Source organism: Chryseobacterium sp. UYP7 (genome assembly GCF_056279225.1).
This window is the reverse complement of the sequence record NZ_JBWBQW010000009.1, coordinates 127,324-152,820: the sequence shown is the minus strand read 5'-3', so window position 1 is coordinate 152,820 and position 25,497 is coordinate 127,324. Positions and strand designations below refer to the sequence as shown.

The 25,497-nt window shown below is 37.0% G+C and carries 18 protein-coding genes and 3 tRNA genes; 13 read left to right on the top strand and 8 right to left on the bottom strand.

Annotation, left to right across the window (positions count from 1 at the left end):
* Positions 1–350: 350 nt before the first annotated feature.
* The 3 genes from ACZ9HT_RS16155 to ACZ9HT_RS16145 all read right to left on the bottom strand — a co-directional run bounded on the left by ACZ9HT_RS16155 (position 351) and on the right by ACZ9HT_RS16145 (position 685).
* Positions 351–424: transfer RNA gene (locus ACZ9HT_RS16155), tRNA-Arg, on the bottom strand.
* 78 nt (positions 425–502) lie between these two features.
* A tRNA-Pro gene (locus tag ACZ9HT_RS16150) sits at positions 503–577 on the bottom strand.
* A gap of 21 nt (positions 578–598) precedes the next feature.
* Positions 599–685: transfer RNA gene (locus ACZ9HT_RS16145), tRNA-Ser, on the bottom strand.
* Between the two features lie 132 nt (positions 686–817).
* Here ACZ9HT_RS16145 and ACZ9HT_RS16140 point away from each other — a divergent pair.
* From ACZ9HT_RS16140 to ACZ9HT_RS16125, 4 genes are all read left to right on the top strand, one after another.
* Complete coding sequence (locus tag ACZ9HT_RS16140; protein WP_476041530.1) at positions 818–1,846, top strand: N-acetylmuramoyl-L-alanine amidase; 1,029 nt, start codon at positions 818–820, stop codon at positions 1,844–1,846.
* 150 nt (positions 1,847–1,996) lie between these two features.
* Positions 1,997–3,391 (top strand): aspartate ammonia-lyase, encoded by a 1,395-nt coding sequence (aspA, locus tag ACZ9HT_RS16135; protein ID WP_476041529.1) that lies wholly within the window; start codon positions 1,997–1,999, stop codon positions 3,389–3,391.
* A 69-nt stretch (positions 3,392–3,460) separates the two neighbouring features.
* A complete protein-coding gene (locus ACZ9HT_RS16130) occupies positions 3,461–6,331 on the top strand; it encodes a M16 family metallopeptidase (protein WP_476041528.1) in 2,871 nt (956 codons plus the stop codon).
* Positions 6,332–6,482: 151 nt separating this feature from the next.
* Positions 6,483–7,889 carry a hypothetical protein gene (locus tag ACZ9HT_RS16125; protein ID WP_476041527.1) on the top strand — a complete coding sequence of 469 codons (1,407 nt, stop codon included), beginning with the start codon at positions 6,483–6,485 and terminating at the stop codon, positions 7,887–7,889.
* 347 nt (positions 7,890–8,236) lie between these two features.
* On the opposite strand, the gene ACZ9HT_RS16120 is transcribed toward ACZ9HT_RS16125, so the two are convergent.
* Positions 8,237–10,378: a S46 family peptidase gene (locus tag ACZ9HT_RS16120; RefSeq protein ID WP_476041526.1), complete on the bottom strand. Its 2,142-nt coding sequence runs from the start codon at positions 10,376–10,378 to the stop codon at positions 8,237–8,239.
* Positions 10,379–10,602: 224 nt separating this feature from the next.
* Here ACZ9HT_RS16120 and ACZ9HT_RS16115 point away from each other — a divergent pair, with 224 nt between their 5' ends.
* Both ACZ9HT_RS16115 and ACZ9HT_RS16110 read left to right on the top strand, forming a co-directional pair.
* On the top strand, positions 10,603–11,001 hold the full coding sequence (locus ACZ9HT_RS16115) for a hypothetical protein (RefSeq protein ID WP_476041525.1): 399 nt from the start codon (positions 10,603–10,605) through the stop codon (positions 10,999–11,001).
* A 22-nt stretch (positions 11,002–11,023) separates the two neighbouring features.
* A complete protein-coding gene (locus ACZ9HT_RS16110) occupies positions 11,024–11,500 on the top strand; it encodes a hypothetical protein (RefSeq protein WP_476041524.1) in 477 nt (158 codons plus the stop codon).
* A gap of 115 nt (positions 11,501–11,615) precedes the next feature.
* Here the strand turns inward: ACZ9HT_RS16110 and ACZ9HT_RS16105 are convergent, their stop codons facing one another.
* Positions 11,616–12,752, bottom strand: coding sequence for an alpha/beta hydrolase (locus tag ACZ9HT_RS16105; RefSeq protein ID WP_476041523.1), 1,137 nt, complete (start codon positions 12,750–12,752; stop codon positions 11,616–11,618).
* Between the two features lie 225 nt (positions 12,753–12,977).
* Between ACZ9HT_RS16105 and glgB the strand changes: the two genes are divergently transcribed.
* The 5 genes from glgB to ACZ9HT_RS16080 all read left to right on the top strand — a co-directional run bounded on the left by glgB (position 12,978) and on the right by ACZ9HT_RS16080 (position 18,679).
* The gene (glgB, locus tag ACZ9HT_RS16100) at positions 12,978–15,122 is read left to right on the top strand and encodes a 1,4-alpha-glucan branching protein GlgB (RefSeq protein ID WP_476041522.1); all 2,145 of its coding nucleotides are present in this window, start codon (positions 12,978–12,980) and stop codon (positions 15,120–15,122) included.
* Positions 15,123–15,189: 67 nt separating this feature from the next.
* A complete protein-coding gene (locus ACZ9HT_RS16095) occupies positions 15,190–16,596 on the top strand; it encodes a glycogen synthase (RefSeq protein ID WP_476041521.1) in 1,407 nt (468 codons plus the stop codon).
* 50 nt (positions 16,597–16,646) lie between these two features.
* Positions 16,647–17,090 (top strand): DUF3592 domain-containing protein, encoded by a 444-nt coding sequence (locus ACZ9HT_RS16090; protein WP_476041520.1) that lies wholly within the window; start codon positions 16,647–16,649, stop codon positions 17,088–17,090.
* Between the two features lie 105 nt (positions 17,091–17,195).
* Complete coding sequence (locus tag ACZ9HT_RS16085; protein ID WP_476041519.1) at positions 17,196–17,564, top strand: potassium channel family protein; 369 nt, start codon at positions 17,196–17,198, stop codon at positions 17,562–17,564.
* A 122-nt stretch (positions 17,565–17,686) separates the two neighbouring features.
* Complete coding sequence (locus tag ACZ9HT_RS16080; protein ID WP_476041518.1) at positions 17,687–18,679, top strand: EamA family transporter; 993 nt, start codon at positions 17,687–17,689, stop codon at positions 18,677–18,679.
* Between the two features lie 26 nt (positions 18,680–18,705).
* Here the strand turns inward: ACZ9HT_RS16080 and ACZ9HT_RS16075 are convergent, their stop codons facing one another.
* A complete protein-coding gene (locus ACZ9HT_RS16075; protein ID WP_476041517.1) occupies positions 18,706–19,791 on the bottom strand; it encodes an endonuclease/exonuclease/phosphatase family protein in 1,086 nt (361 codons plus the stop codon).
* Between the two features lie 217 nt (positions 19,792–20,008).
* Between ACZ9HT_RS16075 and ACZ9HT_RS16070 the strand changes: the two genes are divergently transcribed.
* Positions 20,009–20,986: a L,D-transpeptidase gene (locus tag ACZ9HT_RS16070; protein WP_476041516.1), complete on the top strand. Its 978-nt coding sequence runs from the start codon at positions 20,009–20,011 to the stop codon at positions 20,984–20,986.
* On the opposite strand, the gene ACZ9HT_RS16065 is transcribed toward ACZ9HT_RS16070, so the two are convergent.
* Together ACZ9HT_RS16065 and ACZ9HT_RS16060 are read right to left on the bottom strand one after the other, a co-directional pair.
* The gene (locus ACZ9HT_RS16065) at positions 20,983–21,510 is read right to left on the bottom strand and encodes a hypothetical protein (protein ID WP_476041515.1); all 528 of its coding nucleotides are present in this window, start codon (positions 21,508–21,510) and stop codon (positions 20,983–20,985) included. The genes ACZ9HT_RS16070 and ACZ9HT_RS16065 overlap by 4 nt on opposite strands.
* Positions 21,500–22,825: an aspartyl protease family protein gene (locus ACZ9HT_RS16060; protein ID WP_476041514.1), complete on the bottom strand. Its 1,326-nt coding sequence runs from the start codon at positions 22,823–22,825 to the stop codon at positions 21,500–21,502. The genes ACZ9HT_RS16065 and ACZ9HT_RS16060 overlap by 11 nt, the downstream gene beginning before the upstream one ends.
* A gap of 86 nt (positions 22,826–22,911) precedes the next feature.
* Here ACZ9HT_RS16060 and ACZ9HT_RS16055 point away from each other — a divergent pair, with 86 nt between their 5' ends.
* A complete protein-coding gene (locus ACZ9HT_RS16055; RefSeq protein WP_476041513.1) occupies positions 22,912–25,455 on the top strand; it encodes a phosphoenolpyruvate carboxylase in 2,544 nt (847 codons plus the stop codon).
* Positions 25,456–25,497 lie beyond the last annotated feature (42 nt).

Genomic DNA, 25,497 nt, shown 5'->3' with positions numbered 1-25,497 from the left:
TCCACAAATAATTGTGAAGTTTAAGTGAGCGCGAAAGGATTCGCAATGTGATCGTCCCGATTAAAATCGGGATGCTTACTCCAGCAATCTTCTTTAAATAAAAAAAACTCCACAAATAATTGTGAAGTTTAAGTGAGCGCGAAAGGATTCGCAATGTGATCGTCCCGATTAAAATCGGGATGCTTACTCCAGCAATCTTCTTTCAATAAAAAAAACTCCACAAATAATTGTGAAGTTTAAGTGAGCGCGAAAGGATTCGGATTGTGATCGTCGCGATTAAAATCGGGATGCTCACTCCAGCAATCTTCTTTAAATAAAAAAAAACTCCACAAATAATTGTGAAGTTTAAGTGAGCGCGACAGGATTCGAACCTGTGACCGTCTGCTTAGAAGGCAGATGCTCTATCCAGCTGAGCTACGCACCCATTTCCGGGATTTTTAATTCAATATTGGGAGTCATGAATTTTAAAAAAAGAAAACTCTCGAAAGAGTTTTCTATAAAGTCGGGGCGGCAGGATTCGAACCTGCGACCTCCTGGTCCCAAACCAGGCGCGATGACCGGACTACGCTACGCCCCGAATAATTTTTTCTGAAAGTTGCGGAGAGTAAGGGATTCGAACCCTTGGTACAGTTTCCCATACGCTTGTTTAGCAAACAAGTCCTTTCGGCCACTCAGGCAACTCTCCATTGCAATATTTATAAGAGCTTCTGTTCTGTAATTGCGAGTGCAAATATAAAAAAGTTTTCAATAGTAACCAAAACTTTTTGCTTAAAATTTTTTGTATTTTTGGAACATTATTTTATTAAAAATTTCAAAAATGCGTAATTCATTATACCTCATACTTTTAAGTATAGCCACGGTTTCCTGTGGTTCTCAAAAAACAGTGCAGAAAACTGCACCAAAACCAAAACCCGCTCCTTCAAATGTGAATTTGAAGCCAAAACCGCCAGTTTCAACTTTTCCAAAAGGCGTCATTAAACATGAGGGTCAAAATGATTTTTATAGAGAAAACATTGCAGATGCCTACAAAAATGATAATACGATCAGTTATGGTTCAATTGTAAGTGCGAATCCGACGGGTTACAAAGTCGTGAAAACTTATTTCCCCGCTCTTGGTCAAAATTTCCGACAGAAATATATTATTCTTCATTATACTGCTTTAGATGATGATAAATCGGTTGCGGTTCTTACGCAACAGTCGGTAAGTGCGCATTATCTAGTTAACGATATTGATGACCGCGATATTTACCAGCTGGTCGACGAAAACAAAAGAGCCTATCATGCGGGAATAAGCGCCTGGAGAAACGATAAAATGTTAAACGATACTTCGATCGGGATCGAAATTGTGAATGCTGGCTACAAAACAGATTCTACGGGCACAAAGATTTTTCCGGAGTTCGATGATGCGCAGGTTAAGAAAGTTGCAGCACTGGTAAAGGATATTGCTGACCGATATATGATTCCGGCAACAAATATCATTGGGCATTCCGACATCGCACCGACACGGAAACAAGATCCTGGACCGAAATTTCCCTGGAAAAAACTGTACGATCAATATCAAATAGGAATGTGGTATGATGACGCAACCAAGCAAGGCTTCTATAACCAGATCGATACCGATCTTTTCGCAATGCAAATGACAAATTCGCAATTCATTTATAAATATCAAACTGCTTTAAAAACTTTGGGATATAGTGTAGAACCTTCCGGAACTTATGATGACGCCACAAAGAAAACGATTGAAGCCTTTCAGTATCACTTCCGTCCGCAAATATATAATGGAATTATGGATGCGGAATCTTGGGCGATCTTGCAGGCATTGAATGTAAAATATGCCTCGAAGTAGATTTCTTTGATCAAATTCAAATTTTTAACAGCGATTTTAAATAAAATCAAGAAACGGACGACTGAAAATCGTCCGTTTTTTATAGCAGTAAATTGGTTTCTAATTTTACAATCCGACAAATAAACCTTAACTTTTCAACAAATTATTTTTATGGAAAATTTCAGAAATGAAAGTGATTTGCTAGGTACATTACAGGTTCCTGCAAACGCATATTACGGAGTTCAAACACAAAGAGCAATTGACAATTTTAAAATATCAGGTCAGCTTCTTTCTTCTTATCCACACATGATTAATGCGCTGGCAATGGTAAAAAAGGCCGCTGCAAAAACAAATTATGAACTGGGTCTGATGGAGGAAAGTCTCTACAAAAAAATTGCAGAAAGTTGTGACGATCTTTTAGCGGGAAAATACCACGAAGAATTTCCGATCGATATGATTCAGGGTGGCGCCGGAACTTCTATAAACATGAACGCGAATGAAGTAATTGCAAATATTGTTTTAGAAAAATTAGGCAAAGAAAAAGGCGATTATCAGTTTTGTTCTCCCAATGATCAGATCAATTTGTCACAATCCACGAATGATGCTTATCCGACCGCTATAAAAATGGCTTTGCTGCACATGAACAAAGACCTGGTAGATAAATTGAAGAAAACGATCGCAGCTTTTCGCCAAAAAGGGATTGAGTTCAACGATGTCATCAAAATGGGTAGAACGCAGCTTCAGGATGCTGTTCCAATGACTTTAGGTCAGGAATTTGAAGCGTATGCTGCGACTTTAGAAGAGGATATTTCTAAATTAAACAACAACGCTAATCTTTTTGTTGAGATCAACATGGGTGCAACTGCGATCGGCACAGGAATTAACGCGCCAGTTGGTTATGCCAATCTTTGTGCGAAAAATCTTGCGCAAATTACGGGCTATCCAATTATGTCTGCCCCAAATCTAGTGGAAGCAACTCCGGATACAGGTTCCTATGTGATTTATTCTTCAGCAATGAAGAGACTTGCCGTGAAACTTTCTAAAATATGTAACGATTTAAGATTGCTTTCTTCCGGACCGCGTGCTGGATTTTTTGAAATTAATCTTCCGCCAATGCAACCCGGATCTTCAATTATGCCCGGAAAAGTAAATCCTGTAATTCCCGAAGTGGTAAATCAGGTTTGCTACAAAGTGATCGGAAACGATTTGACGGTTACTTTCGCGGCAGAAGCAGGTCAACTTCAACTGAATGTAATGGAACCCGTTCTATCGCATTCTATAATGGAAAGTAATATTTTCCTGGGGAATGCATTAGACACTTTAAGAGAAAAATGCATCACCGGAATTACCGCGAACAAAGAAGTTTGCCTGAATATGGTAAAACACAGTATTGGAATCGTGACTGCATTAAATCCTTACATCGGCTATAAAAATTCTACAGAAATTGCTAAAGAAGCTTTGGAAACTGGAAACAGTGTTTACAATTTAGTTTTAGAAAAAGGAATTCTTTCTCAGGAAAAATTAGATGAGATCCTGGATCCTGCAAATATGCTGAAACCTCATTAATTCTGAAAAAAAGCTCAAACAATTTTTACTAAAGACTTATTCACTTCTAAAAGATAAATGAAGCGCTCAATGACGAATGCACCTCAATTTGAAACTAAAAACCTCAACGATAAAGCAGGCTACTCCTACGAAACTGTCGTAAACGATAAAAACGGCGTTAGAATTTACACTTTAGAAAATGGGCTTAAAGTTTATCTGGCTCAAAATTTCGATGCTCCAAAAATTCAAACTTATATTCCCGTAAGAACGGGCAGTAATAATGATCCTGCAGACAATACGGGCTTGGCGCATTATCTGGAGCATATGATGTTCAAAGGAACCTCTAAATTAGCTTCGGCGGACTGGACAAAAGAAAAACCACTTTTAGACGGTCTTTCGGATCTTTACGAACAGCATAAAGCCGAACATGATCCGGACAAAAAGAGATCACTTTACCAGAAAATAGATAAAGCTTCTCAGCAAGCCAGCGAATTTGCGATTGCGAATGAATACGATAAAGCGATCTCTTCTTTAGGAGCTTCCGGCACAAATGCTCACACCTGGCTCGACGAGACAGTTTACAAAAACAATATTCCGAACAACGAACTCGAGAAATGGTTAAAGGTTGAGAAAGAAAGATTTTCTGAATTAACTTTGAGACTGTTTCATACCGAATTAGAAACGGTTTACGAGGAATTTAACCGCGCTCAGGATAATGATGCACGCTTGGTTAATTATGAGTTGATGGACGCGCTTTTTCCCACGCATCCAAATGGTCAGCAAACCACGCTAGGAAAGTCGGAGCATTTAAAAAATCCCTCGATGGTGGCGATCCACAAATATTTTGAAGAATATTATGTGCCTAACAATTACGCGATGGTTTTGGTTGGAGATTTAGATTTTGATAAAACCATTAAGCTGGTCGATCAATATTTTGGAACCTTCAAGTACAGAGAACTTCCGAAAAAAGAAAAGGTCGTTGAAGAAGCCCTGACGAAAATTACAGAAAGAACTGTAAAAAGTCCTTCCACAGAACGTTTGCAAATGGCTTGGCGAACCGATTCTTATGGAACGCACGAAGCGAGATTAGCTGATATGGTTGCAAATATTTTAAGCAATTCCGGAGAATCAGGACTAATTGACCTTAACATAAATCAAAGTCAGAAAGCTTTGCGAGCGCTGGCTTATGCGTCGCCTTTTAAAAACTATGGAACTTTTTCGATGGTCATTGTACCGAAAAATGGACAGACTTTAGAAGAGGCGAAACAACTGTTGCTGGGTCAGATCGACCTTGTGAAAAAAGGGGAGATTGCGGAATGGTTAATTTCGGCGATTGTAAATGATATGAAAATTCATCGCATGAAATCCTTCGAAACTGCCGATGGGTTAGCCACCGTTCTTTACGGAACGTATATCAATCAACAAAGTTGGGAAGAGGAGTTGAATGAAATTAATGACTATGAAAAAATTACAAAAGCAGATATCGTAAAATTTGCGAACGAATTTTTCAAAGATAATTATGTCGTCATCAAAAAAGAAAAAGGCATTAACGACAATTTGATTCGGGTAGAAAATCCTGGAATTACGCCCATCAAATTAAATAAAACTACTCAGTCTTCTTTTTTAAAGGAATTGTTAGAGGAAAAATCCAACGATATTCAACCGGAATTTATTGATTATTCCAAAGCCATCAAGACTGACGAAATTAAAGGCAGAACAATAAGTTTCGTCGAAAATCAGTACAATGATGTTGCGCAGGTTTATTTCATTTTCCCTTTCGGTAGTGATCACGACCGAGAACTGGGCTTAGCGACGCAGGTTTTGCAGTATCTGGGAACTGACAAAATGGACGCAGATGAACTCAATCATGAATTTTTTAAGTTGGGAATTTCTAATGATTTCAGAACAACTCCAGATCAGCTGACTATTTCTTTGAGCGGTTTGGAAGAAAACATGCCAAAAGGAATTCAGCTTTTGAAAGATTGGATGCAGAACGCAAAACCTGATCAGGAAGTTTACGAAAATAATGTAAAAATAATCATGGAAGGTCGGGAAGTGGCCAAGAAAGACAAGGCCCGAATTATGACCGCGCTTTCCACTTACGCGAAATTTGGTAAAGAATCCAGATTTACAGATGTGATTTCTGAAGAGCGGTTACACGCGATCAAGTCTGAAGAAATGACGCAAAAGATCCAGGATCTGCTTTTTATGCCTTTTCAAATTTTCTTTTACGGAAATGATTTCTCTAAGTTTCAAAATTATGTGGCTGATTTCGTGGAAAAGGAAACAATAAAAATTCCTGTCAAAAAGATATATCCCGAACCCGCGACAGAAGGAAAAGTGTTCTTTACGAACTACGACATGGTTCAGACCGAAATGAGTAAGATCGCAAAAGGACAGAATGTGAACCTGAAAAATTTTGGAAAGATTAATGTTTTCAATGAATATTTCGGTCGGGGTTTATCGTCGATTGTATTTCAGGAAATTAGAGAAAGTAAGAGTTTAGCTTATTCTGCCTACGTTTCTTACGCTGCGAATGCAAAATTAAATCATCCCGATTATATTACAACGTATATTGGAACTCAGGCCAATAAACTACCGGAAGCAGTGCATGCGATGGATGAATTAATGGCGGATCTGCCTCAGGTACAAGGTCAGTTCGACAATGCCAGAAACTCAGCTTTAAAACAAATTGCTGCGGCAAGAGTAAACAGAACCAATATTTTCTTTAATCATCTAAATCTTAAAAAGTTAGAGATTGATTACGATATTAGAAAAGATATTTACAGCGAAATAGAAAAATTAACTTTAAATGATCTGACGGATTTTTACAACTCCGAAATGAAGCCGTTGAAATATAATACCGCAATCATCGGAAAAAAAGAAAATCTGGATATGAAAGCCATGACTAAAATGGGTGATCTTCAGGAAATGACACTGGAAGAAATTTTTGGGTACTAAAAAGCATCTATCTATCTATTGAATGTAAAAAAGAGTGAATATTTTTCACTCTTTTTCTTTTATAAGGACTTTAAATACTTTAATTTTATTTAATGCGTTAATAAATAAAAGTTTTGTGCGGGTCTTTTTATTCTCAATATCATTTATTTTTTTGTTTCCTGTCTGGTTTTTTGCACAGGAAAATTTAGAATTTACCAATGATCAGTTCAGCGGAATTAATGCGGCAATTCTTTCTCCAACGCAGCCTTTTCTTAATCCAAATCCCTGGGATATTAATTTAATTGCAGAAGATGTTTTTCTACAAAATGATTATGCTTACATCTCTCAGCAAAGCTTTTTGGGTTTGAGTAATTCGGAAATTAAATCCGTTAACTATACCGAAAATATCAATGGAAATAATACGCCAGGTGTTTTAGATTTTTATAACAAAGATTTCGGAAATTATCATTTCAGTTCTGATGTTTTAGGACCTTCTTTCAGTTTGAAAACTAACATTAAAGATAAGGTTTTCAGTGTCGGGCTTTTTTCCAGATTACGTACCCAAACTTCTGCAATGAATGTTGATAATTACTTAAGATTCAGCAATCAGAAAATTATTGAGCCGGAAAATTATACGCTTCAACCTTTTCAACTCAACTTTATGAACTGGGCCGAGATCGGATTAAATTTAGCAACAGAAATTTTTCCATATTCAGATTATCAATGGATTATTGGCGCAAACTTAAAATATGAAATGGGTTTTGATGCGTTGCAGGTGAACAGCCGTTCCCCAATCGAATTAAACCGAACTTCGGTGATTAACAACGGCGTAAATAAGAAAACAATTTATGCTTCAAACTACGATATAGAAGCCAACATTGCCACCAATTATAATTTTGAAACGGATCGTTATGATTTCAAACAAAAGGGAAAAGGCTACGGTTTGGATTTTGGAATTGCAGTCGTTGATCGGCAGGAAGATTCGGAAGATTATAATTTTAAGGCAGGTTTAAATATTTTAGATCTCGGCAGCGTTAATTATGCAGGCGAAAACCAGGTGTTTCAAGGCAAAACTTTAAAAATTGTTAACAATCCAAATCTCGATAATACGAAATTCGACAGTCCACAACAGTATTTTGAGGTCTTGAGTAAAGAAGTTTATGGTGACGAAAATGCCTCTTTACGAGGAATGGATTTTCAAATCGGTTTGCCTACCAGTTTACATTTAAATGCAAGTAAAAATATAGCTGAACATCAATATTTGAATGCAGACTGGATTCAGCGGATTCCGGTTTTTAAAAATTCGCTTAAAAGAAGCAATATTGTCAATCTGTCGTACTCTGTCCAAAAGCCAGTTTTAAGTTATGGTGCTTCCATGTCTTCATATGAATACCAAAGTTTGCAGTTCGGCGGATATCTGCGTATTGGCCCATTGATATTAGGGAGTTCCAATGTCTTTCCTTTGATCTTTAAGCAGAAAAAATTGCATTCCGGTGATTTTTATATTGCCGTGAAAATATATCCTTTCTGGGATAACGAAATGAAGCGTCACCGGCGGGCAAAATGTAACTGTGATTAACTTAATAAATTCACACTCAAAAATTAGTAAAATCAGCTAGAGAAAAGGGGTGATTGCACTCTTGTATTGAATGTTGTTTTTGTTGATATTTGCAATAATAATCATGTTAAGAAGATCAATTGAAAACGATTTAAAGATAAACTAGAAACCATGAAGACGCAAAACTCCGGAAATAGGTCCGGAGTTTTTTATTTTTAAAAATTTTCCTCAAAATAAAATCCCGTGAAAAATTTTCACGGGATCTTTATAATTAGTCTAAGTTGATATTCAATACATCTTCAAACATCCGTCTTCAAACATCCGTCTTCAAACATCCGTCATCAGACATCCTTCATCAGACATCCCAACTATTTTACAACTTTCATCTCTTTAATCAGCCATTTTGCATCGGCAAATTTATCAATGATGAAAAGAATATATTTGGTATCAACCATAATATTTCTGCTGAAACGTGGATCAAAATTAATGTCGCTCATTGTTCCTTCCCACTGTCTGTCGAAGTTTAAACCGATCAGATTGCCGTACGCATCCAGGGTTGGGCTTCCAGAGTTTCCACCTGTCGTATGATTAGTGGCAGTAAAGTTTACTGGAACATCGCCGGTTTTGTCTTTGTAAACGCCAAAATCTTTCGTGTTGTACAACTGAATTAATTTTTTTGGAACATCAAACTCATAATCTCCGGGAATATATTTTTCTATAATTCCGGCAACATGCGTCTGGTAGCCGTAATAAACAGCGTCTCTTGGATTTGACCCTTTAATTTTTCCGTAGGTCACCCTAAGCGTAGAATTGGCATCCGGAAAAAACGTTCGGTCTTTATCCGTTTCCATTTGCTGCGCCATATATTTTTTCTGAAGGTCATCGATTTGAGCCTGAAGATCTGTGAATTGAGAATCCGTCGTTTTCATATAGGTTTCTCTGAAATTCATAAATAATTTCATCAAAGGATCACTCTTAAGATTTTTAACCAGGGCATTTTGATCAGCAAAAACTTTGTTAATATCAGAATAAGTGGTTGCACCATTCACCGAGCCACGACCTGTAATTACAGATTTTTTAGACAGTGCTTCTATCGTAGAAAGATTCTGACTTTCATTTTTATATTGGTCGAAACCGGCTGGTAAAAATTTAGGCTGGGTTCTATTGGTATATAAAGCCAATAATTTCGCAGTCACTTTTGCATCTAATTCTCCGTCGTAATTATCATAAATTCCAGAAAGTCGGGACTTAAAACCTTCCAGCGCTTTAGCATCCATTTTTCCGGATTCTACCGCTTGCAGGTAATTATAGAAATTATTTGCGAGCGTTAGCGTTTCGGCATTCCGAACGGTTTCGGAATAGAAAGCTTTGTTTAAACTATAAGGCGACTGTTCTGTGTAAAGTCGGTTCAGTTCATCGATGGTCGTTTTGATCTTAGGATTTTTTACAATGAGCTGCTGCTCATAGATCTTCTTTTTTCCAACAGCGTCAGATTTTTTTAATCCCTCAACTTCGCCGATCCATTTTTTCCAGTAATTGGCTACAGAGGCGTATTTCGAAGCATATTTAAGTCGCGTTTCTGCATCAGAACGCATTTTTTCGTCCAAAGTTTTCAATGCAACTTCCCGAACCGCGATCATGGTTGGATCGGTTTCGGTCATGATTTTTTCTACCGCGATTGCCGGTAAATACTCCGTTGTTCTTCCCGGGAATCCAAATATAAAAGTGAAATCATTTTCCTGTTTGTCTTTAATAGAAACGGGTAAGAAATATTTCGGTTTGTAGGGAATGTTATCTTTAGAATATTCTGCAGGTTTGTTGTCTTTATCGGCATAAATTCTAAACATCGAGAAATCTCCTGTATGTCTTGGCCAAACCCAGTTATCCGTATCGGAACCAAATTTACCAATGCTTTGTGGTGGTGCTCCAACCAAACGAATATCTTTATAAGTTTCGATGAGGTAAGCGTAATATTTGTTGCCGTAATACAAAGGTTTAATAACAAGTTTTTGCCAGGGCTCCAGTTTAAAACCAGCTTTCACAGATTCTAAGTTTTTATTGATGAGCTCTTGGGCTGCTTTTGAATCTAAGTTCTGAGTTCCCGCTAAAACCTGCGCCGTAACTTCTTTAATATCTGAAATAAAATCAACAGTCACGCCAGGATTGGGCAGTTCACCATTCATATCTTTCGCCCAGAAACCATCTGTCAAATAATCATTTTTTACCGTAGAATGTTTTTGAATCTGACTAAAACCGCAATGGTGATTGGTGAGAAGTAAACCTTGTGGAGAAATAATTTCTGCTGTACAACCGCCATTAAACTGAACAACCGCATCTTTAATACTGGGTTTTGAAGGATCAAAGATTTGTTTGGCAGAGATCTTCATGCCCAGATCCTTCATTTCTTTTTCATTAAGTTCTGTGGGAATCCACATTCCGCCGTATTGCTGTGCGAAAGCCATCACCGCCGGAAAAAGTACTGCCGACAGGAAAATATATTTTCTTTTCATTTTAAAAATTTGCCTAAAAATAAGGAAAATTTAGGAAGTAGAAACGACGGCAATTGTTCGCAATGAGAAATCCATAAATTTACCGGTTCATTTCAGGTAAAAATTTCATGTCTTAATCCAATCTGAAGGTTTAATTCAAAAATTGATAAAAATTATTTCTTTTAAAATTTTACTGCCTGACTTTACGGAGGTATAATTTTTGAGTACCTTTAATAAAATAATCTATGGAGCTTTATGAACAGTTAATCTGGCTTTTTGTTCTCGCAATTCCAATAGCCTGTGTCGCCTGGACTGTTACCCACGAGGAAATTTTTAAGGAGCCGAGAATATATTGTGCGAAAAGATCGCAGCAATGTAAGAAACTGGTAGAACGAAAATTCTTTTATCTTTTTACCTGTGAATATTGCTTCAGTCATTATATTACGGTTATTTTTTTATTCATTACAAAATACAAACTCCTTTTTGAAGATTGGCGTGGTTATTTAATCTCGCTTTTTGCGCTCGTTTTTGTGGCGAATATTTATATGAGTTTGTTCGCCTACTTGCGACAAAGTTTGAAAGTCGAAAAAATAGAAGCTAATTTGAAAGATAACGAATGGCGCGAAGTGAAAGAAGATAAATAATAATAAATAAAAAATAAATTTTATGGAAAATACGGAGAGACTTCAAAAGTATGAATTTGACAATTACACCATTTTGACAAATTTTGAAACATACGATGATGCGGCAAATTACGCTTCAGACAATGGAGGAGAATTGGTAGAGGTAGGTTTTACTGATGGTTCAGATAATCCTTTACCAAATACAGACGGACACTTGATTGAAACCAGAAAAACCTTTCGCGTAGGACTGGATCCGGAATATCAGGTTTTATATTCTGATGATCCAAAATTTCAGGAAATGGCAGAAGTAATTCTGGAGGATATGAAACGGAAAGAAAATGATGTAGCGCCGGAAGACTGGATCTCTGATCAAAATATCGCCGACGGTGACCGAATTATTATCATCAAGAACGACGCTGTGAACACAGTAACTACGAGAGAAAGAATTAAATATTTGATGAGAGGGAATGTTTATGAACTTGCTGTCAGGTTAAATAATACAGATTTAAAAGAAGATTAAAATTCTTTTTTTTGAGGCTGAAATTAATCGGCGGCGGTGAATCCGCCGCCGATTTTTTATATTAATAATTCGAATTATATAACTTTCCTAATATTTCTGAAAAACCTGGAATAATCTAAATATCACTTGTTTCACTCCGGATAATTTCAGCCTTCGTCGCTAAATCTTTCGGATCTTCTTGAGTATCATAAAACAGCCATTCTACGGCTCTCGGAAATTCCTGAGACCAGTAAAACTCCTGGTGTTTACCTTCGTGGTTCGTGCTTATTTTAAATTCAAACTGCAGGGAATGGGAACTTTCCCAACCTTTCATCGTTTTTTCAAAAAGCTCCATTCGTTCGGTCATTTGGGAGCCTTCCATTTCACCACCGTACAGATAAACTTTAATATCATACGGATTTTTAAAATTCATCTGCGGATAATTATTTTCGGGATTAACCCAAAGCGAAGGCGAAAAAATCATCAATTTCGAATACACTTCGGGATATAGAAATCCAGCATAAATACTGATGAGTCCACCCAAAGAACTTCCGCCAATTCCTGTAAATTCTCTTTCTGATTTTGTACGGTAAACGGAATCGACGTAAGGTTTTAAAGTGTCTGCAAGAAACCGGATGTATTTTTTACCTTCTGCATTTTCGGTGATGGAATTATAATCCAGAACATATTCTTTAATGCGGTCTTCGCTGCCATTTTCTATCGCAATAATGATCAAATCGCCTCGGCCATATTCCGCCAAGATCGACATTTTTTGATCGATCTCCCAGTTGCCAAAAGCCGATCCTTCATTAAAAAGATTTTGAGCATCCTGCAGATAAAGAACAGGGTAAGTTTTCTCCGTTTTATGATAGTTGTAGGGTAGAAGTGCCCAAATTTTCCGCGTTCTGTTCAATTGTGGAATAAAAAACTTTTCAGAAATTATTTCGACGATCGGGAAAAATTCTTTCTTAAAAGGTCCCCAGTTAATACGCCATTTTTCAACCTTATCTTCCTTTTCTGTTTCAGATTTTATAGCTTTTCGGTTGGGCGTAATATTTCCGAAGCGATCGATCTCTACATTTCCCCAACCGCCACGCGTGTATTTATATTCAATAATTTCAGGAAGGTCTTCGTCTTCAACATCAATGCTGTAAATATGCTCCAGGTCTGGCTTTAACTCATAGGCTAAATCTCTCGGATTCCATTTGTTAAAGTTTCCGGTAAGAAAAACCGGTCTTTCATCATCTTCATCAGAGGTCATCGTAAATTTCATCTCTTTTTTCTAGTTTTTTACGCGTCAAAATTAGCAAATATTTCGGTAAGAATAATACGTTTCTGAGCGGTAAGAAATTTTCTCCGCAGAAGATCGATTCTACGTTTTCTTTGTCTTCATTAACCAATATTTCGGCGGTTTTTACCTTTATTTTAAATATATTTGAAGTGTTATTGTTGAAATGTAAAAAACATTCACTAATCAGATCCTGAAAATTCTAAAACCATGGAAAAAGTGCTTTCTCACTCGCTGTTTACCGACCACGATATTTATCTTTTCCGGGAAGGTAAACACTATAAACTATATGATAAGTTCGGCGCTCACACCATCGAGATCGAAGGCCAAAAAGGAGTTTATTTTGCAGTTTGGGCACCTTTTGCAAAAGCGGTATCAGTGATCGGAGATTTTAATAAATGGAATTCCGAAGAACACCAATTAATACCAAGATGGGACAGTTCCGGTATTTGGGAAGGATTTATTGCAGATTTAAAATGGGGCGATATTTACAAGTACGGAATCCGAACCAATAAAGATGTACTGCTCGAAAAAGGCGATCCTTTTGCACTCAGTTGGGAGCAAAATGTACAGGCGAGTTCCTTAGTTTCTACGACCTGGTACGAATGGGATGACAAAAACTGGATGGCAAACCGCTGGAAAAAAAATAATCTCGATGCTCCGATCTCTGTTTACGAAATGCATCTTGGTTCCTGGATGCGTGGTGTTGATGATCCGGAAAGATTTTTCAGCTATCGCGAAATCGCAGAAAGGCTTGTTCCTTATTTAAAAGAAATGAATTTTACGCATGTAGAATTTATGCCGGTGATGGAATATCCCTACGATCCAAGCTGGGGTTATCAGATCACAGGATTTTTCGCTGCAACTTCACGTTTTGGTGCGCCGCAGGATTTAATGTTTTTGATCAACGAACTTCATAACAGTTCCATAGGCGTAATTCTCGATTGGGTTCCGTCTCATTTTCCGGGTGATGCAAACGGACTTCATTGTTTTGATGGGACTTTTCTTTACGAACACGAAGATCCCAGAAAAGGTTTTCATCCCGACTGGAAATCCTATATTTTCAACTACGGCAGACCCGAAGTCAAATCATTTCTCATTTCTAACGCTATGTTTTGGCTCGACCGCTATCATGCAGACGGTTTGCGCGTAGATGCAGTAACATCGATGTTGCATTTGGATTATTCCCGGAATGAAGGCGAGTGGGAACCTAATATTGAAGGTGGAAATGTAAATCTGGAAGCGAAACTGTTTTTACAGGAATTCAACACCGCAGTTTATAAAGAATTCCCGGATATTATGACAATTGCGGAAGAAAGTTCCGATTTTCCTCTGCTTACGAAACCCGTTGATGAAGGCGGAATTGGTTTCGGTATGAAATGGATGATGGGCTGGATGCACGATACTTTAAAATATTTTAAAGAAGATCCGATCAGCCGAAAATATCTTCACAACAAGATCACTTTTTCCTCCATGTACATGTATAATGAAAATTATATGATGCCGCTTTCTCACGATGAGGTTGTACATGGAAAATCAAGTTTAATTTATAAAATGTTTGGCGACGAATGGCAGAAGTTTGCAAATCTCCGCGCTTTGTATACGTATATGTTCACGCATCCGGGTGCAAAACTCTTATTTATGGGTGATGAATTTGGGCAGACCAACGAATGGAATTTCAAAATATCGCTCGACTGGCATTTGCTCGAACATCCGATCCATAAAAGCTTGCAGGATTTCGTTAGAGATCTGAATCATCTTTATACAACCGAAACTTCTTTCTATGAAAATCAGTTTAAACCGGAAGGTTTTGAATGGGTTGAAGCCAATGATGATAATAATTCCATTTTTATTTATTTAAGAAAAGGCAAAGAAGAAGATGATGTTACGATGACCGTTTTAAATTTAACTCCGAGAGTTTTTGATTATAAAATTGGAGTGAATGAAGGGACTAGGTGGGAAGTAATTTTAAATTCCGATGACAAAAAATATGGTGGTAGTGGCGTCGAAGCAACTATTGTTGATGAAGAAGATGATGAATGGATGTATCGTCCCAATGCAATTATTTTGAAGCTACCGCCACTTGCCGGCGTGGTTTTGAAACAGAAAAAAGCAGTCCTCAAAAAGAAAAATGAAATTTCAGCCGCTGCAGAAAAACCAGCAGGCAAACTGAAAGCTGCAGAAAAGAAAACCTTGTTAAAAGAGGAAAAATCATCTCCTAAATCCGAACGTCCTGTTTCGGATAAAAAAGTAAAAACTGTTCGCGATACGAAATCATCCTCAACATTGTCTTCAAATGAGAGTTTGGTAAAGGAAGATGTGCTGAAACCGAAAAAAATACCGAAAGAAAAATAAAAAAGTTTTTCTTAAAATGTGATTCTATGCTTTTAAATTTTGAATTCCGAACATTGAAAAATTAACTATGAAGATTTTTAACCTTTCCATGGAATGTTATCCTGTTGCAAAAGTTGGCGGACTTGCCGATGTAGTAGGTGCTTTACCAAAATATCTGAATAAAATTGCAGGCGTCGAAGCCAGCGTTATCATGCCATGGTACAACAAACCTTTCGTTCACGAACACGCTTTCGAGATTGTTTTTGATGGATGGATCCACCAAAGTGTTCATAATTTTCAGGTGCAGATCATGAAGGAAAAAAGTCAAACTTTAGGTTTCGATCTCTATCTGGTAAAAATCCCCGGACTTTTAGATCGCGATAATCCTTACGGTTATTGGGACGAAAGTCAGCAGTTTCTCGCATTTCAACATGGCGTTTTACACTGGCTTTCGGCGATGCAGATTCGTCCGGATGTTTTGCACTGTCACGATTATCACACCGGACTTGTTCCTTTTATGATTGAAAATTGTCCGGAATTTAATTTCTTGAAAGGCGTGAAAACCATCGGCACCATTCATAACGGCGAATATCAGGGACAAATGCGTTGGGATATGGCGAATTATCTGCCTTGGTTTTATGGCGAACAATGGGGACTTTTGGATTGGAACGGATACATTAATCCGCTGGCGTCGATGATCAAATGTTGCCATGCATTTAATGCGGTTTCCGATGGCTACATGCAGGAACTTTTTCAAAGTTTTCGCGGCTTGGAAGGTCTAGTTCGGCAGGAGGAAAGCAAAGCATTTGGAATAATCAACGGAATCGATACCGAGGTCTGGGATCCTGAAACCGATGATTTTTTAGATTTTAATTTTACTAAAAAAAATGCGCAGGAAGGAAAATGGCTCAATAAAAAAGCCTTGTGTGAAGAATATGATTTAAATCCAGATCTGCCTTTATACAGTTTCATCGGCAGATTCGCGGGGGAAAAAGGCGCTGATCTGTTACCGGAAATTGTTCAGAAAAGTATTCAGCAAACGAATGGGTCATTAAACATTATTATTTTAGGTTCGGGTGACGCACAAATTCAAAACGAACTTCGAGAGTTAAATTACGTTTACACGAACTTTGCATTAGATCTGGGCTACAAAGAATATCTTTCTCACAAAATTTATGCATCTTCTGACTTCCTTTTAATGCCGTCTCGTGTGGAACCGTGCGGTCTGAATCAAATGTATGCGATGCGTTATGGAACTGTTCCGATCGTAAGATACATTGGCGGTTTGCGCGACACTGTAGAAGATATTTCTACGGGCGGTAGCGGAATTAATTTCGGAAGCGCCACTGCAGAAGATACCGTGAGTGCGATGCACAGGGCTTTACAAATTTATCATCAGGAAGATCTGATGGAAAATTTAGTGCAGTCGAATATGAGTTACGATTTCTCCTGGGATAAATCTGCACAATTATATCTGGAACTTTATCGCAAGTAATTTAATTACATCAATTCAAATTTAATAATTTTTTTTCCATTTCTTCAAGTATGAAGTTCGATAGATACATGTATTTGTTAATGATATTGGTGGGTATTGGACTTACCGGTGCTGCCTTTGAAGGAAAATCGCAAAATGAAAATATCATTAAAAATGGTTTGAAAAGTACAGCAACAGTAATTGGACAAACGAAAACGAAAAATGAAAAGCCGTATCGAAGTCATCAACAAAACTATAGGGAATATACCTATTGGCCAGTTTACGAATTTAAGACCAATCGGAATGAAAAGATAACTGTTAATGGTAGAGTTGGTGGTATCCGCGTGACCATGGGAAAGACCAGCGATATTTATTATAATCCCCGAAATCCAGCGGGAGAGTTTACAGTAATCGAAGACGATTGGGCGGACTATATGGGTATTATTGCAGGAGGGTTACTTATTGTCGCAGGATCTTTATTATTTTATTTTAATCAAAAAAAATCCAGAGAATGATTTTAAAATAAGCGGATTTAATTTTTTTCTATCAACAGGTAAATATTTTTGTAAGCAGATCTACAAATTCCAAATAGAGTACTTTTACGTCCTCAAAAAAAAATCATGCTTATACCTGCGATCCGCACTTTTCTGCGGGAAAAACGATATCGATATTTAACCTACGCCACTTTGGGTGTATTAATTTTAGGCATTATTGGATTTAGGTTTCTGGAGGGTTGGCGATGGTTAGACTGCGTAAATTATGCAGTGTCGATTATGGTTACGACAGGAAATTCAGAAATTTATCCGAAATCAGATTGGGGCAAAATTTTCAATATTTTTTATATGTTCCTGAGCGTATTTCTTATTTTATTTTTCATCGCAACGCTTCAGCAATATTTTCATGAATTAAAACATTCAAAGGAAATTAAGCAAAAACGCCATCAAAAGATCGTCGATAAAAAAATGGACGATCAAAATAATGAGGATTAAAATTCCAAAATTATATTTTGTTTTTGTCTTTCAAATTTGAGTTTTTTATTTCACTTTTTTTTTAGAAATGCTTCCCTAATTGCAAATTTAAAAATACGTAGTTTTGCAGGCTGAAAAAAAGAATGGAGAAGAAAAATATATTGAAAGGCGTTTTATTCGTTGCACTTGGAGCCAGTATTTTCGGAATGTTGGCCACCTTTGTGAAATTATCTTATAAAGACGGTTACACGACCTCGGAAGTCACCACTGCACAATTTGTTTTAGGTTTGCTTGGATTGTTGATTTTAAATATAATTCAGACCAAAACCTCAAAAAAAACACTTGCAGTTCCCACCAAAAAAGAGATCAAAATATTAATGATCGCGGGAACATCTTTAGGATGTACCAGCTTATTCTATTATCTCTGCGTTCAGTATATTAACGTTTCTATCGCAATTGTTTTATTAATGCAGTCGGTTTGGTTTAGTGTCGTTGTAGAAAGTTTTATCTCGAAAAAGTTTCCAAACGCAAAGAAAGTTATTGCAACGATCATCGTTTTACTGGGTACTGTTCTAGCGACAAATCTGATTAATTTAGATGCGAAACTGGATTGGCGTGGGATATTCTGGGGATTAATGGCGGCGGCATCTTTTACAGCGACCATGTTTACCTCCAACACTTTGGCGACGCATATTCCGGTGCTGAGAAAGAGTTTAGTGATGCTTTCTGGTGGAGCCGTAATCGTATTCATCTTTTTATTTTTTGCACAAATTGGACCTTTACATTTTGATGTTTTGAAATCCTTCTACCTCAATTTTACAGATAATACCCAGCATATAAGACCTTTCGATTATTCTATATTTTACACGTATGGTTTTATTCTCGCCTTGTTTGGAACCATTATTCCGCCCACCTTATTTAATCTTGGATTCCCGAAGACCGGTTTGGGATTGGGAAGTATTATCTCGTCTCTGGAACTCCCTGTTTCTGTAACGATGGCGTTCATTTTATTAGGCGAAAAAGTTGTTTTGATCCAATGGATGGGAATACTTTTAATACTCCTGGCTATTGTTTTGATGAATTTACCATCAAAGAAAAAGACTCTTTTAACCGAATTCGTTAAAGTGAAAAAGTGACATTTTGATATTGCACTATTATCAACTTAATCTTCGGTAACAACTGCAACTCTTTCTGCGTCTTCTTTTTTTCCTTCTTCGATCATTTCTCTGGCTTCGGCTTTTTCTTCGGAATCAGCTTTTTCGATTCTGTCTTTTTGTTCCCCATTTTGGTGATCGATAAAAAATTCGCAATAAATAGGAAGATGATCCGAGCCAAATTTTTCTAAAGTTTTTAAATCTTCAATAAAAATATGTTCGCTGTGAAACATTAGATCGATGGGAAATCTCAGCAAGCGGTACTTCGCATGAAAAGTAGAAATAAATGCCTTGCCAACTCTGGGATCAATTAAATGACTCGTTTTCCGGAATAAGACAGAAGATTTTGACCAGGCAACATTATTAAAATCCCCAATTACAATTACGGGTTCCTTAATTTTATTTACGCGCTTTGCAACACTTAACAGATCGCCGTCTCTTTCCTTTGATGTTTCTTCTTCCGTCGGGCTTGGCGGCGGCGGATGAATTCCGAAAAAGACAAATTTATAGCCATCTTTCGTACTGAAATGCGCTTCGATACTCGGAATGTCATCTGCAACAAAATAATGAGTTTTCGCCGCGTCCATTTCTATTCTCGAATACAAATGCATCCCATAAGTGTTCTCCAATGTAACTTTTTGGTGATACGGATAATCTTTTTCAAGAACCTGAAGCGCATTTTCCCAATTACTGTTGCTTTCCATCGCTAAAAAAAAATCCGGCTGATAGGTTTTAATGAGATTTATAAAGGGATCCGGATCTTTATTGAACTGATAAACATTAGCAGAAATAATTTTAATGATTTTTGAAGAACTAAAGCCAGAGTGACTGATCTTCTTCACCGGATAATAACGGGTATATTTGATAAGCGTAATGGTGTGAAAAATGATCATCGCCAACAAAAGCGCCTGAGAATACCACCAGAAATCATTTTTATAAAAGAAAAATCCTACGATAAAAGTAAAGACCGTAAGATAATTAAATTGAATTTTACCGAAATCAGCTACCCGAAAAACCCAGTATGTACTTGGTATTTTGGGTAATAGCGTGAGGATCAATAATAAAAGAACAAGTGATAAATAAACTTCCCACATAATTTTTAATAGGTGATAAAAATATAGTTTTTATTAAAAACTACAAAGTTCTGATCAAAATAATATTCTCAAATCTTTGGGAAATTGAGCGGAATGTAATTGCACGATTTAAAAAATAAATTCAAAATCTCTCATTATAAAATACTTATCTACAAACATACTTATTACCTTTGCAGGTGGTACTATTCTTGTAATCCCTACTTCAAACAAACGCAATATGTTCTCTCCGAAGAAAAAAAACTCCATTTTAAATTTAGCCGTAGCCATTTGTGCACTTTCAATTCTTATCAACTGTAAAAAAGAGCAGGTTGTAACGGGGGATACGACTGCAAATACTTCCAGCGATTCTATAAAAGCAGCACAGAAAGATTCTATAAAAGCCGAAGCAGAAAAACCGAAAATTAAATACACGGAATTTATCTTCCCGAAAAAGAAGAAAGATTCTGCAATGGGCGTTTTTAATAAAGAATTTTCCAAAGATGAGCAATATGTCATTTTAGCTTTGAATAGATTAGATGCTAAAAATAAATGGCGCGCAGATACTCTGGCTATTCCGGATCAATTCGATCAATCGCTTATGTCTTATTCACCATTCCCAACTCAACTGGATATATTGAAAGACGTTCACAAAATCGTTTTATTCTCTTATCCAATCCAGGCTTTCGCACTTTATGAGAACGGAAAACTGCTTAAATGGGGACCGACAAGTTTGGGGAAAAAGAATGCGCAAACAAAACGCGGACTCATGTTTGCAAACTGGAAAAAAGAACTTGCCATTTCAACTGTTGATAGTGACTGGAAATTACCTTACAATTTTAATATCGCGAACAGATTAGGAATTGGGTGGCATCAATATGATTTGCCCGGCTATCCGGCTTCTCACTCTTGTTTAAGATTGTTAGAAGATGATGCTAAGTTTTTATACAACTGGGCAGATCAGTGGACTTTGAATAAAGGCGGTGCAACGGTGAAAGCCAATGGAACGCCGGTAATTGTGTTTGGTGATTACAAATGGGGCGGTAAAAAACCCTGGAAAAATTTAATTCAGGATCCTAAAATAAATGATATATCTGTAGATGAACTCAATGAGATCATCAAGCCAGACCTTTCAAAAATCTTAGAGGAACAAAAGAATACCGATGAGGTTCATGCGCAGGAAGCTGCTAAAAATAGCTCCGAAAAAACTGCCGCTTAATCTTTCTCGAAAGTACGGATCGATTCCTCTGCAAATTCCCGAAGTTTCTGCATTTCGCCCCGAGCTTTTATTTGTCCGAACCTGGCGGCTGCGTATGTTGCTATCAGACAGAAAAGAAGGACAAAGGAAACAGAAAGTGCCCACGGAAAATCTTTGCTTTTAATTTGCTTTTCTACAAACCAGATCGTTATAAAAACCATCCATAAAATTCCGAAAATAAAGTAGAGGAACATAAAAAAAGTCCAGACTGCGGAGCTTGGTCCAAAAACGCCACGGATCACCGTTTTCTTTTCCTCTTCGTCATTATCGGTTATTAATGCTAAACAGGGTTTCCAAAATTGATTATGGTCGGTCTTCACGGTAATATTAGCCGCTTCGTTATTGATGTTTCCGGTATAACCTTCTGATTTTTCAGCCAAAAATTTCTTTAGTAAAAGGGTGTAATTTTCCCGACTGATTTCCGTGAAAATTTTAAATCTGGGGCGGGATCGAATGCTGTCTAGAACGCTTTCTTCAATTTGCATCTTGGTAAGGAATTGGGTCTTTTAGTATTACTTTGAATGTTATTTTTTCTTGATTTCTCTCTATTTCAAAATTAACCGGCGTGCCATCTTCCTGCTTTAACAGATCGTTAATTTTTTGCAGGGTAAATTCACCTATTTTTTTTCGGTTGATGGTAACGATCTTATCATCTTTTTGCAATCCTGCAGTGGAACAAGGGGACTCTTTTCTGCAGCCTGCTACAGAAAATTTAGGTTTCAACACAAAGTTATAAACGAAATTTTCTTTCACACTGGTCATATTAAGAGAGTTTGTAGTTTGCTCGGTACTTACCTGTATCAGATCTTTTTGCCAGGTCACTCCGTCATGTTGTATATCGAGACCACTATTGTTGAAGAGGAAGGGATCATTATAATGTTGGTTTTTACGAAAATAAATCTTTTTTTCCGGATAATTGAAGATGACAGTGAACCGGCGTAAAATATCACTTCCTATCGAGCCTTTGCGATCGGGAACGATTCTTAAACTTTGGATGGAATATTCATCAGGCAGTGCGGTCAATGGTTTTTCGAAAGCATACTCACCAATATATAAACGGTGAATTCGGCTTCTTTTTCCAAATATATCACCGTTAAAACCCTGTCCCAAATAATCCTCGATGTTGGGTCTGTTGTAAACAAAACCTTTGATCAACTTCGGGAACAGCCAGACTGCGTCACTATTTCCCAGATCAACCAACATTTTCGAAGGTGCTTTTTCTGTAGTTAATTCAACGTCTGCCATTAAATAAGGTTTATTTCCTTCCAGCGTTATAGGAAACTCTGTAAATCTCTTTTTCCGCTTCAGAAAAGTTTTATCATCATTATAAATCGTGATTTTTTTTGAAATATAATTGATTTCTACCGGATGATCCTTGAAAAACTGATAGCCTAAAATTCCATTCACCGGAATTCCGACATGTGAAGAAAAGTTGATGCTTTCGTCTAAAATAATAAAAACGGTATGTTTTAAGTCGGTAAAATCTTTCCCAATAGAAACTACATTATTATCAGAACGCAATCCTTCAATATCTTTACTTTCGCCTAATCCGGAAAATTTAATTTTTGCAATGTCGTTAAAGTTTATTTCTTTATCCTCTAAACTGAAAAGTATGGTTTCACTAACGCCCGAATCCAGTAGAAAAGTTACCTCGATGCCATTAATGACCAGTGGAATAAAAACAAGGTTATTAATAAGTTTAAAAGGAATCACGGTTTTCTTTTCATGCGTAACCTCAAAGCCATTTTGAGCTAAAGAAAATGTACAGCAAAAAAGAAATATGATTTTGAAGAATTTCATGTAATGAAGATACAATTTTGTGGGTAAACACTTTAATTTTATGCTGATGCCCTGTAATAAAATTATAAATAGCCTAAATTTGTTAAATGCGATACGAAGAAAAAACAGAAAAATTCCGCCAGTTGGTGGAGAATAAATTTCAGATCTACAACTCTCTCTTCATGAGTTTGCCTTACGATAAAATGTCTAATATTGGCATGCTACTTCCTTTTTTATATGAGGAAAGTAAGGCGGGTTATGAAAAAGGAAAAAATCCGGAAGAAATTATGGAGGAGTTTTTCAGCAAACATACCGAGCTGAAAACGGATGATCAAAAAACGGAACTGCTTTTTAAAATTATTCAGTACATCGAGAGACAGGTTGTTTTGTTCGACAGTATCGAAGACGCGGCTTTTGCAGAACTTCACTCTGAAAGTGATGCCGGAACGTTAATGCAGCTTTATGAAAGAGCCTCGCAAGAACACAAATTAGATGCGACTCGAAAAAAAATGAAAGATTTTGGTATCAAAGTCGTTTTCACCGCGCATCCGACGCAATTTTATCCAAATTCAGTTCAAAGGATTTTACATGATTTGCGGTCGGCAATTATGAAAGATTCGGTGACGGAAATTGATATGCTATTGCAACAGTTAGGTAAAACGCCCTTCGTCAACAAAGAAAAACCAACACCGCTGGATGAGGCGCAGAGTATCATTTTTTATTTGCGCTACGTTTATTACGATACGATCGGGGAACTTTATAAAAAATTGAAAAATTCCTTTGAGACCGATTCTTTCGTGCCGAATCAGGATATGATAGAACTTGGTTTTTGGCCGGGAGGAGATCGCGACGGAAATCCTTTTGTGACCGCAGAAATTACTCAGAAGGTTGCAGCAGAACTTCATTTTTCTATCCTGAAATCATATTACGAACATTTAAAAAATTTAAGACGAAGATTGAGTTTCCGTGGAGTTTCGGAAATCTTAGAAACCTTAAGCCTTCAATTATACGATGCCATTTTTAAACAAGATGAAAGCATAAATGCAGATCAAATTTTAGAAAGTCTGAGTCAAGCTGAAAAAATTATTACGGAAAATCATAACGGTTTATTTCTGAACCTTCTGGAGGATTTTAAAGACCGCGTCAAAATATTTGGGACACACTTCGCCACGCTGGATATTCGCCAGGACAGTCGTGTTCATCAGGAAATAATTGATGAAATTATTAGTAAAAAGTCTGACTTAAAAATCGAAGATCTCTCCAACGAAGAAAAATTGAAATGGCTTTTAGAAACGGATCTTATTTTAAGTCCGGAGGAGTTTGAGGGAATTACAAAAGACACACTCCAAAACATCAATAATATTAAAGAAATTCAGAACAGGAATGGAGAACGTGGAATGAGCCGCTACATCATTTCTAATTCGGACCATATAAAAGACGTTTTGAATGTATTTGCACTCTTCAGATTGTGCGGTTATAAAGAAGAAGACATCAACATTGACATTGTTCCTCTTTTCGAAACCATGGAAGGTTTAGACGCGGGCGAAAAAGTGATGAAACAACTATATGAACTACCGGTTTACCGACAACACTTGGACAGACGAGGTAAGGAACAAACGATCATGCTCGGTTTTTCTGACGGTACAAAAGATGGCGGTTATCTAAAAGCCAACTGGGAGATCTATGAAACTAAAGAACAGCTTACGAAAGTTTCGGAGGATCATGACATTAAAGTGATTTTCTTTGATGGTCGTGGCGGACCGCCGGCAAGAGGTGGCGGGAAGACGCATGATTTTTATGCTTCTCAGGGAAAAACAATAGCTAATAATAAAATTGAGATTACTATTCAGGGACAGACAATTACGAGCGTTTTCGGCAATAAAGATCAGGCAAAATATAATTTCGAACAGTTGCTAACGGCCGGAATTGAAAATGACGTTTTCAAAAATTCAAAAAAAGATCTGAGCGAAACAGAGCGTAAACTGATCGAAGAACTTGCAGATATTAGTTTCGTAAAATATTCAGATTTAAAAGCACACCCAATGTTTGTGCCTTATTTGCAGGAGATGAGCACGCTGGAATATTACGGGAAAACCAATATTGGAAGTCGCCCCACAAAAAGAGGTGCCGGAAACGAAATTAAATTTGAAGATCTGCGCGCTATTCCGTTCGTTGGATCCTGGAGTCAGCTGAAACAAAATGTTCCCGGATTTTTCGGATTTGGATTTGCTTTGAATGCGCTAAAAAACGAAGGCAGATTTAATGAAGTTATAGAACTTTACAAAGGATCAGATTTCTTTAAGACCTTAGTTTTGAATTCGATGATGAGCATGAACAAATCTTATTTCCCACTCACTTATTACATGAAAAAAAATCCAAAGTTCGGTGAATTTTGGACCATTATATTTGAGGAATATGAATTGTCGAAGTCAACGATGTTGGAATTAACCGGATTTAAAATGTTGATGGAAGAAGAACCGCTCTCCAGAAAATCTGTAAGGATCCGGGAGAAAATCGTTTTACCACTTTTGAGCATTCAGCAGTATGCTTTAATGAAAATTCAGAAAGAAGAAGGCAGTCGGGAAGCGTATGAAAAACTGGTCATGCGTTCGCTTTTTGGAAATATTAATGCGAGTAGGAATTCGGCTTAAACAATTATTTGAATATTCTAAGTTTTGTAATCACAAAAAAAA

Excerpts from the sequence above, each read along its gene's own strand:
- ACZ9HT_RS16075 (WP_476041517.1), bottom strand. The coding sequence starts at position 19,791 with ATGTGGGAAGTTTATTTATCACTTGTTCTTTTATTATTGATCCTCACG.
- ACZ9HT_RS16070 (WP_476041516.1), top strand. The coding sequence starts at position 20,009 with ATGTTCTCTCCGAAGAAAAAAAACTCCATTTTAAATTTAGCCGTAGCC.
- ACZ9HT_RS16110 (WP_476041524.1), top strand. The coding sequence starts at position 11,024 with ATGGAAAATACGGAGAGACTTCAAAAGTATGAATTTGACAATTACACC.
- glgB (WP_476041522.1), top strand. The coding sequence starts at position 12,978 with ATGGAAAAAGTGCTTTCTCACTCGCTGTTTACCGACCACGATATTTAT.
- ACZ9HT_RS16105 (WP_476041523.1), bottom strand. The coding sequence starts at position 12,752 with ATGAAATTTACGATGACCTCTGATGAAGATGATGAAAGACCGGTTTTT.
- ACZ9HT_RS16090 (WP_476041520.1), top strand. The coding sequence starts at position 16,647 with ATGAAGTTCGATAGATACATGTATTTGTTAATGATATTGGTGGGTATT.
- ACZ9HT_RS16120 (WP_476041526.1), bottom strand. The coding sequence starts at position 10,378 with ATGAAAAGAAAATATATTTTCCTGTCGGCAGTACTTTTTCCGGCGGTG.
- ACZ9HT_RS16140 (WP_476041530.1), top strand. The coding sequence starts at position 818 with ATGCGTAATTCATTATACCTCATACTTTTAAGTATAGCCACGGTTTCC.
- ACZ9HT_RS16095 (WP_476041521.1), top strand. The coding sequence starts at position 15,190 with ATGAAGATTTTTAACCTTTCCATGGAATGTTATCCTGTTGCAAAAGTT.
- ACZ9HT_RS16085 (WP_476041519.1), top strand. The coding sequence starts at position 17,196 with ATGCTTATACCTGCGATCCGCACTTTTCTGCGGGAAAAACGATATCGA.
- ACZ9HT_RS16080 (WP_476041518.1), top strand. The coding sequence starts at position 17,687 with ATGGAGAAGAAAAATATATTGAAAGGCGTTTTATTCGTTGCACTTGGA.
- ACZ9HT_RS16055 (WP_476041513.1), top strand. The coding sequence starts at position 22,912 with ATGCGATACGAAGAAAAAACAGAAAAATTCCGCCAGTTGGTGGAGAAT.
- ACZ9HT_RS16130 (WP_476041528.1), top strand. The coding sequence starts at position 3,461 with ATGACGAATGCACCTCAATTTGAAACTAAAAACCTCAACGATAAAGCA.
- ACZ9HT_RS16065 (WP_476041515.1), bottom strand. The coding sequence starts at position 21,510 with ATGCAAATTGAAGAAAGCGTTCTAGACAGCATTCGATCCCGCCCCAGA.
- ACZ9HT_RS16060 (WP_476041514.1), bottom strand. The coding sequence starts at position 22,825 with ATGAAATTCTTCAAAATCATATTTCTTTTTTGCTGTACATTTTCTTTA.
- ACZ9HT_RS16115 (WP_476041525.1), top strand. The coding sequence starts at position 10,603 with ATGGAGCTTTATGAACAGTTAATCTGGCTTTTTGTTCTCGCAATTCCA.
- aspA (WP_476041529.1), top strand. The coding sequence starts at position 1,997 with ATGGAAAATTTCAGAAATGAAAGTGATTTGCTAGGTACATTACAGGTT.